12 protein-coding genes and 1 riboswitch are annotated in these 11,568 nt (G+C 59.4%); of the genes, 9 read left to right on the top strand and 3 right to left on the bottom strand.

Features of this window, described 5'->3' with window-relative positions:
• The first annotated feature begins 106 nt into the window (after positions 1 to 106).
• Both D7D26_RS02545 and D7D26_RS02540 read left to right on the top strand, forming a co-directional pair.
• Positions 107 to 1,324, top strand: a complete 1,218-nt coding sequence (locus D7D26_RS02545) for a M20 metallopeptidase family protein (protein ID WP_120371902.1) — start codon at positions 107 to 109, stop codon at positions 1,322 to 1,324.
• 35 nt (positions 1,325 to 1,359) lie between these two features.
• Positions 1,360 to 2,607, top strand: coding sequence for an amidohydrolase (locus tag D7D26_RS02540; RefSeq protein WP_233543433.1), 1,248 nt, complete (start codon positions 1,360 to 1,362; stop codon positions 2,605 to 2,607).
• Positions 2,608 to 2,663: 56 nt separating this feature from the next.
• Here D7D26_RS02540 and D7D26_RS02535 read toward each other — a convergent pair whose 3' ends face one another.
• Complete coding sequence (locus D7D26_RS02535; RefSeq protein WP_078016131.1) at positions 2,664 to 3,050, bottom strand: (deoxy)nucleoside triphosphate pyrophosphohydrolase; 387 nt, start codon at positions 3,048 to 3,050, stop codon at positions 2,664 to 2,666.
• A 216-nt stretch (positions 3,051 to 3,266) separates the two neighbouring features.
• Between D7D26_RS02535 and D7D26_RS02530 the strand changes: the two genes are divergently transcribed.
• From D7D26_RS02530 to D7D26_RS02505, 7 genes are all read left to right on the top strand, one after another.
• Complete coding sequence (locus D7D26_RS02530; RefSeq protein WP_078016130.1) at positions 3,267 to 3,758, top strand: YchJ family protein; 492 nt, start codon at positions 3,267 to 3,269, stop codon at positions 3,756 to 3,758.
• An 8-nt stretch (positions 3,759 to 3,766) separates the two neighbouring features.
• Complete coding sequence (locus D7D26_RS02525; RefSeq protein WP_078016129.1) at positions 3,767 to 5,284, top strand: DUF1846 domain-containing protein; 1,518 nt, start codon at positions 3,767 to 3,769, stop codon at positions 5,282 to 5,284.
• Positions 5,285 to 5,361: 77 nt separating this feature from the next.
• A complete protein-coding gene (locus D7D26_RS02520) occupies positions 5,362 to 5,961 on the top strand; it encodes a hypothetical protein (RefSeq protein WP_120371900.1) in 600 nt (199 codons plus the stop codon).
• Positions 5,962 to 5,978: 17 nt separating this feature from the next.
• Positions 5,979 to 6,149: a hypothetical protein gene (locus D7D26_RS12245; RefSeq protein WP_158606240.1), complete on the top strand. Its 171-nt coding sequence runs from the start codon at positions 5,979 to 5,981 to the stop codon at positions 6,147 to 6,149.
• A gap of 153 nt (positions 6,150 to 6,302) precedes the next feature.
• The gene (typA, locus tag D7D26_RS02515; protein ID WP_120371899.1) at positions 6,303 to 8,177 is read left to right on the top strand and encodes a translational GTPase TypA; all 1,875 of its coding nucleotides are present in this window, start codon (positions 6,303 to 6,305) and stop codon (positions 8,175 to 8,177) included.
• 14 nt (positions 8,178 to 8,191) lie between these two features.
• Positions 8,192 to 9,184: an NAD(P)H-dependent glycerol-3-phosphate dehydrogenase gene (locus D7D26_RS02510; protein ID WP_078016126.1), complete on the top strand. Its 993-nt coding sequence runs from the start codon at positions 8,192 to 8,194 to the stop codon at positions 9,182 to 9,184.
• Between the two features lie 108 nt (positions 9,185 to 9,292).
• A complete protein-coding gene (locus tag D7D26_RS02505) occupies positions 9,293 to 9,463 on the top strand; it encodes a 4Fe-4S binding protein (protein WP_078016125.1) in 171 nt (56 codons plus the stop codon).
• Positions 9,464 to 9,610: 147 nt separating this feature from the next.
• Here D7D26_RS02505 and D7D26_RS02500 read toward each other — a convergent pair whose 3' ends face one another.
• Positions 9,611 to 10,000, bottom strand: coding sequence for a hypothetical protein (locus tag D7D26_RS02500; protein ID WP_078016124.1), 390 nt, complete (start codon positions 9,998 to 10,000; stop codon positions 9,611 to 9,613).
• 169 nt (positions 10,001 to 10,169) lie between these two features.
• A complete protein-coding gene (gene metK / locus D7D26_RS02495) occupies positions 10,170 to 11,354 on the bottom strand; it encodes a methionine adenosyltransferase (protein ID WP_120371898.1) in 1,185 nt (394 codons plus the stop codon).
• A gap of 93 nt (positions 11,355 to 11,447) precedes the next feature.
• Positions 11,448 to 11,565, bottom strand: a riboswitch (SAM riboswitch).
• Positions 11,566 to 11,568: the final 3 nt, after the last annotated feature.

Here is an 11,568-nt window from a genome sequence, read left to right as displayed (position 1 = left end):
CTCACTCCACCAGAATGAAATTTTTACTGGAATACGTGCGCTTCTAAAGTTATACTATAAGCTGCGAATATTTTACACGAATCAATCCATTGGGAGGCGATCCACGGTGAACCAGCTCGTCAGAGAACTCGAAAAGAAATACCGCGAAAGCTGCATGACGTTTTACCGCCATCTCCACGCTCATCCGGAGCTCAGTTACCACGAAGAGAAAACCGCAGCTTTCGTGTACGACATTTTGAAGAGCCTGCCGCTGGACGAAATTCGTCCGAACGTCGGCGGTCACGGCGTCGTCGCGCTTTTAAAGGGCGCACGGCCGGGGCCGTGCATCGCGCTCCGCGCCGACATGGACGCGCTGAGCATCCAAGAGAATACGAACTGTCCCTTCGCCTCGCAAACTCCCGGCGTGATGCACGCCTGCGGACACGACGCCCACACGGCGATCCTGTTGGGGACCGTCCACGTGCTCTGCGAGATGAAATCGCAGATCGCCGGTTCGCTGAAGTTCGTCTTCCAGCCCTCGGAGGAGATGACGCCGACAGGCGGCGCGCCGGGGATGATCCGCGACGGCGTTCTTGAAAATCCCGATGTCGACGCGATCATCGGCCTTCACGTCTGGCCGACGCTGGCGACGGGGACGATCGGCTTGCAGGCCGGCGCGGTGTCCGCCTCTTCCGATCATCTTCGCGCCACGATCCATGGCGTCGCCAGTCACGGGTCGATGCCCGACCTGGGCGTTGACGCCATCGTGGCGGCCTCGGCCGTCGTCATGGCGCTTCAGCCTATTATTTCACGAAACCTGTGTCCCCGCAATACCGCGGTCATCACCATCGGCACCATCAAAGGCGGCGACCGCTACAATATCGTCCCCGACCGCGTCGACCTCGACGGCACGGTGCGCAGCTTCGACGAGGCGGATCACAAAAAGCTGCCGCAGTGGATCGAGCGGGCAATCTCCAACACGGCCGCCGCGTACGGCTGCACGGCCGAGATCGACTATCAGAGGGGATTCCCGGCGACGATGAACCACGAACGGCTCGTGAGCATCGGCCGGGAAGTGATCCGCGACGTGCTGGGAGAAAAGGGCGTGCTGCCCGATCTTCCCGTGCCGCCGACGGGCGAGGATTTTTCGTTTTATACGCTGAAAGTTCCGGCCGCTTTCGCCTGGCTCGGCTGCCGCCCTGACGGCGTCAAGCCCGAAGACATGCCGGCGCTCCACAACGACCGTTTCCTTCCCGACCCCGCCTGTTTCCCCTATGGAATTCAGTACCTCGCTTCAATGACGCTGAAACTTCTCGACTCCGACCTGAAAGGACTCAAAAAATGACGTGCACGCTAACCGAAAACGATCGCATTCAGAAAATGATCGAACGCCGCCGCGATTTTCACCGCTATCCCGAGACCGGCTGGACGGAGTTCCGCACCACGGCCAAAGTCGCCGAAATCATGGATCGGCTTGGCTATACCTTGAGATTCGGAGGGGACTTCATGAGACCGGAAACGATCATGGGACGGGTGATCGACGTCGAAGCGCAGATGCGGCGCGCCGTCGATCAGGGGGCCGACCCCGTATGGGTGAAAAAAACGGGCGGCATCACCGGCCTCTGCGCCGAGCTGGACACGGGACGCGACGGCCCCGTCGTCGCCATGCGCTTCGACATCGATTGCGTGGATACCGACGAAGCCGCGGACGAAGGGCACCTTCCCGCCAGGGAAGGTTTCCGCTCCGTCAACAAGGGCTGGATGCACGCCTGCGGTCACGACGGGCACACCGCGATCGGCCTGGCGGTGGCCGAATACGTCTCCGAACACAAAGACTCCCTCAAAGGCAAGATCCGTTTTCTCTTTCAGCCGGCGGAAGAGGGCGTGCGCGGCGGCTACGCGATGACGCAGGCCGGCCTGCTGGACGACGCGGACTGGTTCATCGCGCTCCATCTCGGCCTCGGCGTGCCGACAGGAACGGTCTACGGCGGCACCTATGGTTTCCTCTGCACTACGAAAATCGACGTCGATTTCACCGGCAAGGGGGCCCACGCCGGCGGCGAACCCAATCAGGGGAAAAACGCGCTGCTGGCGGCCGCCTCGGCCGCGCTGAACCTCCACGCCATCGCCCCGCATCGCGACGGGCCGACGCGCATCAACGTCGGCGTGCTTCAGGCCGGCGAAGGGCGCAACGTCGTGCCTCCCAAGGCGTCCATGAAGATCGAGACGCGAGGCGCGACCGACGACATTCTCAAATATGTGTACGAGCGCGCTGTTCAAGTCATTCAGGGGGCCGCCGCCATGTACGACTGCACGGCGGAGATCTTCAAACGCGGCGAGGCGAACACCGCCGACAGCGATCGGGAGATCGTCGACATCATCTGCGACGCGGCCCGCGAGGTCAAGGGCGTCACGAAAGTCTTCCCCAAACAGCTGATGTCGGGAAGCGACGACGCCTGCTGGATGATGAAGCGCGTGCAGGATCGCGGCGGCAAAGCCACGTACGTCGGTCTGGGGGCGACCATCGCCGCGGGACACCACAACGACCATTTCGACTTCGACGAGGCCTGCCTGCCCATCGGCTGCGACGTCCTCTGCGGCGCTATCAGGCGTCTCTCCGGAAAATAAAGAAACGACAGAAAGCGGGGAATCTGCTTCGCCGCAAATTCCCCGCTTTCATCATGCTATCGTCCCGCCGCCAGCCGACGAACGATCCCTTCGTCGGCCGGACAGAAGTCGAAATCCAACAGACGCGCCGGCGCGACCCATCGCATCTCCCGATGCACGTTCAGCGTCGCCGTTCCGCTCTGAATCCGGGCCTTGAAAAAATTGAAATGGATCGTCCCATCCGGATAAGCATAGCTCAGATCGGCATAAAGCCCCTCCAGCTTGAGGCAGACGCCCAGCTCTTCGCGGCATTCGCGGATCAGACATTCTTCCATGGATTCTCCGGGTTCGCGCTTGCCGCCGGGAAACTCCCAGCGATCGGCGCAGTTCCCGCCGCCTTGCCGCTGGCAGATCAAAATTTTCCCTTTATCGCCGCAGATGATGGCAGCCGCCACGTCGATCATGGCATCTTTCCTCGCTTTCGCACGGTGGATTTTCTATCGTCATTTTCATTGTAACAGTCCTCCCGAATCGCGCAAGGCCGCCCGGCCGCTTTTGTGCGGTCGAGTTCGCCGCTCACGTCTTTCGCTGAAGAAGTGCTATAATGAGGCAATGTTCAGCCGGAGCAGACTTTTGCCTCCTCCGGCCAATCTTTTGCATTTCCCGAAAGGAGTTCCATCATGTCCCTTTGTCCTTGTGGTTCACACCGTGAATTGGAAGAATGCTGCCGCCCCATTATCAAAGGCAGCCGCCGCGCCAAAACTGCCGTAGAATTGATGAAGGCCCGCTACGTGGCCTACACGACCGGCGACGTCGATTTTATCATTTCCAGCCATGATCCGGAAACACGGGAGAACGTCAGCAAGGAAGCGACCGAAGAATGGTCCCGTTCGGCGCGCTGGCTCGGCATCGAGATTCTCAGCACGGTTGGCGGCGGTCCGGACGATGACGACGGCGTCGTCGAATTCGTGGCCCATTTCGAACTTGAGGGCAAAAAAATAAACCACCACGAGAAATCGTACTTCAAAAAGATCAACGGGAACTGGTTCTTCGTGGACGGTCAGATCGTCCCCGAAACGTACGTCCGTTCGGCCCCGAAAGTGGGACGGAACGACCCGTGCCCCTGCGGAAGCGGAAAGAAATACAAGTTCTGCTGCGGCAAAAACCGTTAGGTCTTTCCATGGCTTCTCAAATCGGCTTCGACAACGAAAAATACCTGAAGGAGCAAACCGCGGCCATCGCGGAACGGGTCAGGCAAAACGGGCAAAAACTCTACCTTGAATTCGGCGGCAAGCTTATTTTCGACTATCACGCGGCGCGCTGCCTTCCCGGCTTCGATCCCAACGTGAAGATGCGCCTGCTGGAGAGTTTTCGCGACGAGGCGGAAGTCATCATCTGCCTCTATTCGGGAGACGTCGAGCGCAAAAAGATCCGCGCCGACTTCGGCACCACGTACGATTCCGAAGTCCTCCGCCTGATCGACGAATTCACGCAGCGCGGCCTGCACGTGGCCGGCGTGGTGATCACCCGTTTCGAAGGCCAGCCGACCGTCCAGAACTTCCGCCGGCGTCTGGAGAACCGCGGCATCGCCGTTTACACGCACTATGCCACCAAAGGCTATCCCACCGACGTGGACACCATCGTCAGCGAAGACGGGTACGGACGCAACGACTACATCCCCACCACCAAACCGATCGTCGTCGTCACCGCGCCGGGCCCCGGCAGCGGCAAACTGGCGACGTGCCTTTCACAGATCTATCACGATTACAAACGGGGCATCCATTCGGGCTATTCGAAATACGAGAGCTTCCCCGTCTGGAACCTGCCGCTCAAGCATCCGCTGAATCTGGCCTACGAGGCGGCGACCGCCGACCTCGGCGACGTCAATCTGATCGACCATTTTCATCTCGAAGCCTACGACCGAAAGACCGTGAACTACAATCGCGATCTGGAAGCCTTCCCCATCCTCCAGCGGATCCTCTGCCGTATCACCGGCGGCGACGCGGGCTACAAATCCCCCACGGATATGGGCGTCAACCGGATCGCCTGGGGGATCGTCGACGACGGCGCCGTGCGCGAAGCCTCCTGTCAGGAGATCATTCGCCGCTATTTCCGCACTTCCTGCGAGGTCGCGCTCGGTCAGGCGGACAAAAATTGCCTGCAGCGCATCAGCCTGATCATGAAAGAGCTGGATCTTCTCCCCGAATACCGCCGCGTGGTGATCCCGGCGCGGGAGGCCGTCAAGGAAGGCCAGGCGCGCGGCAAAGGCGACGGCGGCATCTTCACCGGAGCGGCCATCGAACTGGCCGACGGCGCGATCGTCACGGGAAAGAATTCTCCGCTGCTCCATTCCTCTTCCAGCGCCGTGCTGAACGCAGCCAAGATCCTCGCTCACATTCCCGACGATATCGACTTGCTGCCGCACAACATCCTCCAGTCCCTTTCGTACTTCAAGAAAGAGATTTTCGGCGAAAACAAGCTGGCCCTCGATCTCGAGGAAACCTTGCTCGCCCTCAGCATCAGCGCCACTTCCAACCCCGCCGCCGCCGCCGCGGTGGAACAGCTGCGCCATCTGAGGAACCGGGAATGTCACCTTTCGCACATCCCGACGCCGGGCGACGAGAGCGGTTTCCGCAAACTGGGCATGAATCTCACGAGTGATCCGTCTTTCTCGAGCAAAAGTCTTTTCGACGAGTAAAAGCCGACGGCGCGCCGTCGGCTTTTCTTTATGCTAAAATTGACTGAAACTGAACAGGAGCTTTCGAGTATCGGGAGGTGATCCTTTTGGCTTTCACGGCCAGAAAATCCTTTGTTGCGGCCGGCGCACTTTTTCTCGTCTGTTCTTCGCTCTCTGCGGCGTTCGCCGTCCCAGACGCCAGCGTCACGGCCACAACGGTTCCGCAGGCCCCGGCGCCGGCAGCGGAGGATCAGAACCATCGCCGCTCTTCCGCGGGGCCTGCGCAGCTTCCTCGCTTTAAGGGCGTCGGCAACGCCCACGGCAAAGTCGAGACGGGATTCGTGCGCGAAGAGAAGTCCCACGATCTTCTTGAGGACAAGGAGCAGCAGAGCGGGATCAAGTTTTCCCCGGGGATCCAAAAACTTGTCGATAACGCCGGCAAGACGATAAAGGACATCGACGAAGCGACTTTGAATGCCGTGCAGGCACCGCTCGGCCTTTTGGGAATCGAGGCCGAGAGCGCGAGAATTCGCCCTTCTCACGGCGGCGTCGGCCTGGGGATCTCGATAAAACTGGATAAAAAGAAAAAGCACGCGGAGAATGAAAACGAAGCCGCGCCGGCACGCCACGAGGAAAACGAACTCTACGAACTCCTCGCGCCTCAAAACGGCGGCACCCATTCTCCGTCCGGCTTTTAGAAAAGGAGACCATGCACATGTTCACTTCTACGATAGCGCCGTTGATCCTTTGTCTCTGTGCCCTGGCATTTTTCTGGCTGGGTTTTTCCTTTCGGCGCGCCGGCCGTCCGGGAAAAGCGGCGTTCGACTTCGTCTGCGGTTTCTCCCTGCTTATCGTGCTCTACTACATTATGACCGAATTTCGCTAAGCCAAGTGACAGAGGGATGCAGAGCAACATCTGCGTTCCTCTTTGATTTTTGCCGGGAGCCCCAACTTGTACTTTAGAGGGATCTGCTGTATCATTTCTTTTTTGAAAGACATCTTTCAGCGGCAGCAATCCGGCAAAGTAAGGAGCATTCTCATGTATTCAGTAGACAAAATCCGAAATTTGGCGATCGTGGCTCACATCGACCACGGCAAGACCACGCTGATCGACTCCATTTTCCGCGGCGCTCACACGTTCCGTGAAAACGCACAGATCGCGGAGCGCGTCATGGACAGCGGCGAACTCGAGCGCGAGCGCGGCATCACGATCACGTCCAAACATTGCACCGTCGAATGGAACGGATACCTGATCAACATCATCGACACGCCCGGGCACGCCGATTTTTCCGGCGAGGTAGAGCGCGTCCTCTCGATGGTCGACAGCGTTCTCCTTCTGGTCGACGCCAACGAAGGGCCGATGCCTCAGACGCGTTACGTCCTTTCCCGCGCGCTGGCCATGGGGCTGAAACCGATCGTTATCATCAACAAGGTGGATCGTCCCGCAGCGACGCCTTACCAAGCGCTCGAGAAGACTTTCGATCTGTTTCTCGAACTCGGCGCTACGGACGAGCAGGCCGATTTTCCCGTGCTTTACGGTTCGGGACTGGCCGGGTGGCTGGTGCGCGATCTCGAAAAGGATGCCCATGAAGGGATGGATGCCTTGTTTCAGACCATCGTCGACAGGGTTCCGCCGCCTCCCGCCACCGCCGACAAACCATTTCTCATGCAGGTCAGCACGCTGGCCTGGAACGATTATGTCGGACAGATCGCCTGCGGCCGCGTCGTCGCGGGGACGCTGCACAAGAACGACCCGTTCGTCCACAGCCGCACCAAATGGATCGACGAAAACGACCGCAAAAAAGGCTGGGAGACGGTTTCCTCCAATCAGGAGAAAGCCGTGCACCTCTGGGTCACGCGCGGCCTTGAACGCGTGGAGGTCGACGAAGTTTTCGCCGGCGACATCGTCTGGCTTTCCGGTCCCAAGTCGATCAGCATCGGCGATACGATGGCCTCCGAAGCGCTGAACGGCGAAACGCTCCACCCGCTCGACATCGAGGAGCCGACGGTTTCCATGTTCTTCCTCGTCAACAACAGCCCCTTTGCCGGACGCGACGGCACGCCGCTGACGCTGCGCCAGCTCAAGGGACGACTCGAGCGCGAGTGCCAGACGAACGTCGCCCTGAGAGTCGAAGATCTGGGGCGCCCCGACGGCCTGAAGGTTTCCGGACGCGGCGAGCTGCAGATGGCCATTCTGGTGGAACAGATGATCCGCGAAGGCTCGGAACTCTGCGTTTCCCGCCCCGAAGTCATCACCAAGACCGACGAGTCGGGGCATCTTCTCGAGCCGATCGAACAGCTGATCGTCGACGTCCCCAAAACGTACCAGGGCGTGGTCATCGAGAAACTGGCGGGGCGCAAGGCCGAAATGGTCAGCATGAACAATCTTTCCACGGGCATCGTCCGCATGGAATTCGACATTCCTACCCGCGGGCTGCTGGGGTACCGCAACACGTTCCTGACGGACACGCGCGGCCTCGGCATCATGTCTTCGCGTTTCCGCGGCTACGACCTGTGGCGCGGCGAAGTCGTCAGCCGCAACCGAGGCTCGATGGTCAGCATGGACACGGGGACCGCGACGAGCTATCAGCTGGAGAACCTTCAGGAGCGCGGCGTGCTCTTCATCAGTCCCGGCACGGAAGTCTACGCCGGCGAAGTGATCGGCGAACATTCCCGCCCCAACGACATTCCCTGCAACCCCACCAAGAGAAAAGCCCAGACGAACTACCGCTCGTCGACCAAGGAGATGGGGATCCACCTCGACGTTCCCCGCACAGTCGTTCTGGATCGTGCGCTGGAGTGGATCGCAGACGATGAGCTCGTGGAGGCTACGCCCAAGGAAGTGCGCATCCGCAAGACGATTCTCGATATGACCGAACGCAAGAAGGCTGGAAAGATCAAAAACGAAGCTTAGGAAGGAGCGATTATATGAACGCCACAGTCACGGTTTGGGGGGCTGGCACGTGGGGGACCGCGTTAGCGCAAAGCCTCGCCCGCAGCGGTCATGAGGTGTGCCTCTGGTGTTTCGTTGAAGAGCAGGCGCGCGCCATCAACGCAAACGGCTACAATCCTTCTTATCTCCAGGATTTCCAGCTTTCTCCGCTGATCCATGCCGCACACGCGCTGCAGGAAGCGGCAGAGTTCTCCGATTACTGGCTTTTCGTCACCCCCACGCAGTTCCTGCGCGCGACGCTGGAAAAGATCGTTCCTTTTTATACGCCGAAAGTCGAAATCGCCAATGCGGCCAAAGGCGTTGAGATACGTTCGTTAAAGCTTATAAGCCAGCTGATGGAAGAATTTTTCCCGGGAGCGGCCTACACGGCCCTTTCGGGACCAAGCCACGCGGAAGAAGTGATCCGCAACTTGCCGATGGCGCTCGTTTCCGCTTCGCTGAATCGGGAATCGGCGAGGCTCTGGCAAAAACTCCTCAACAGAGAGACGTTCCGCGTTTATACGAACCCGGACGTGACCGGCGTGGAAGTCGGCGGCGCCGTTAAAAACGTCGTCGCCATCGCCTCGGGGCTCCTTCACAGCTTGGAGATGGGCGACAACGCCACGGCGGCGATGGTCACGCGCGGCCTTTCGGAGATTACCCGTTTGGGAGTCGCGCTGGGCGGCCGTCCCCAGACTTTTTCCGGCCTCGCCGGCATAGGCGATTTGATGGTCACGGCTTACAGCCGTCATTCGCGCAACTTCCGTCTGGGCGAGATGATCGGCCGCGGAATGACGCTGAACGAGGCCGCGGCCGCGCTTGGACAGGTGGCCGAAGGCGCTTATACCGTGAAGGCCGTCAAGGAACTCGCGGAAAAGTTCTCCGTCGAAATGCCGATCTCTTCCGCAGTCCATGAAGTACTTTACGGGCACCTCGATCTTGAAGACGCCTTGCGGAATTTGCTGACTCGCGATCCCAAACCGGAATAGCCCATTTTTTAGCTTTACTCCATTTGACACAAAAGCTAACTCTTGCGCATATCAAAGACTTATTGTAAACTTTGGTCAATGACAAAAAAGCGAAGGAGGTGCAACAGAATGGCTGCGAAGGTTAATGTCGACGTCTGCGTCGGCTGCGGCGCGTGCGAAGGCGCTTGCCCCGTTGAGGCAATCACTCTTGAGGACGGCAAGTCCAAAGTCGATGAAGGCAAGTGCGTTGAGTGCGGTTCCTGCGTCAGCGCTTGCCCCGTTGAAGCAATCTCCCTGTAAGAAATATCGGGCCGTTCCCCAGCGGACGGCCTTATTTTTTTGCAAAAGAAGACCACCGGCATCGCCGGTGGTCTTCTTTTGCAATCAGAGGAGCCTCTCTCCCCTTTCGCTCCTGCAGGGTGGAAGGAGAGGCTCCGCAGAGACCATCTATTTTTTACCCTTCCGTCTGGCAAAAAGGGAGAGCGGCTTCTTCAAGAAAGCCAACTTTAAGGATCCCGTCGCCATATCTTCGGCAGGCAGGATCAGCGCGGAACTTTCCTCCGTTTCAAGGGACGCATTACCGTTTTCCGCCCCCGCAGGCACAAAAAGGTTCAGATTGACGTTGAATTTCCTTCCCAAGTCCCCCGCCAGCAAAAACAGCAGCCACGTTCCCGCGTAAAGAAGGACCAGCGAGGAATCCACGAGGATCGCCATGAGACAGAGAATGCCCAGCAGCACACGCAGCGCCAGAGGATTGACCTTTTTCCCCCTCAATTTCGCCAGGCCCAGCACCGCCAGGATTCCCAGCGCCAGACACTCGAACAAGCGTTTGATCATCGATCTCACCTCATTAAAATTTTTCTCAACCGGCACGTGAAAACGCCTTTGTTCCGACCGTAAAAATTATACCAGCATTCAACCCCAAAGGACAACTTTCCCGCACGAGCATCTCCAGACCACAGGCCGGCCCTCGCAAAATTTTGCGAGGGCCGGCCTGCCCTTTGCGTCAGCGCCGCAAAGCGTCGACGCGATCAAGTTTCTCCCAGCAGGGAAGAGGTTCGAGGTCGATACGCCCCATGTGCCCGTAGGCGGCCAGACGGCGATATTGCGGCGTGCGCAGCTCCAGATCGCGGATGATCGCCGCGGGACGGAAATCGAAGTTGGCGCGCACCAGCTCGGTCAGCTGTTCCTCGTTGAGTTTAGAAGTCCCGAAAGTCTCCACGCACACCGAAACGGGACGAGCCACGCCGATGGCGTAAGCCACCTGGATCTGACAACGCCTGGCCAGGCCGGCCGCGACGACGTTCTTGGCGGCGTAGCGGGCCATATACGCGCCCGAACGGTCCACTTTCGTCGGATCCTTGCCGGAGAAAGCGCCGCCGCCGTGAGGCACCATGCCGCCGTACGTGTCAACGATGATCTTGCGTCCCGTCAGCCCCGTGTCGGCCATCGGCCCCCCGAGGACGAAACGCCCCGTGGGATTGACGAGGACGCGAGGATTCTTCATCAATTCTTTGGGCATAACCGGTTCGATGACGTCCCGGGTGATCAAGTCGCGCAGCTCTTCCAGCGAAACCATGGGACTGTGCTGCGACGACACCACAATCGTGTCAGCCGCGACGGCAACGCCGTCGCGGTATTCCAGCGTGACCTGGGTCTTGCCGTCGGGACGCAGGCAATTCAGCGTACCGTCCTTGCGCACGGCCGTGAGACGGCGGGCCAGGCGCTGGGCCAGCGCAAACGGCATGGGGAGGAATTCGGGCGTCTCGTCGGTCGCGTAACCGATCATCATGCCCTGGTCGCCGGCGCCGATACGATCGATCTGGTCGTCGTCCATCTCCGACTCGCGGATTTCCATAGCTCTGTCAACGCCCATGGCGATGTCGCCGGACTGCTCGTCGATCTGCGTGAACACGGCGCAGGTCTCGCCGTCAAAACCGAATTTGGCACGGTTATAGCCTACGTCGAGCACCGCTTTGCGGGCGATGCCGGGAATGTCTACGTAGGCCTTCGTGGTGATCTCGCCGGCGACGATGATCGCCCCTGTGGCAACCAGCGTTTCGCAGGCCACACGGCTCATCGGGTCCTGCGCGAGGATCGCGTCGAGCACGCCGTCGGAAATCTGATCGGCCAGCTTGTCAGGATGCCCTTCGGTGACCGATTCCGAAGAGATAAGGATTTTTTCCGCCATTGCAGTACCTCCATAAAGTGAAATCGCCGTTCTCACGGGAGATAAAAAAGAGCCTCTCCGCGAGGAGAGACTCAAAAACAGCCGAGTGTGCTCCTCTCATCATCCGACCCGCAGCATTCTCGCTCCGGTCTCTGGTTTTGGCACCACACTCCCCGTACGGGCAGGTTGCCGGGCATCGTCGGGCCAGTCCCTCAGCCGCTCTTGATAAGAGTTT

This window comes from Pyramidobacter sp. CG50-2 (assembly GCF_003612005.1).
Classification (GTDB): Bacteria; Synergistota; Synergistia; order Synergistales; family Dethiosulfovibrionaceae; genus Pyramidobacter.
This window is presented reverse-complemented; position numbering and strand designations above follow the sequence as displayed.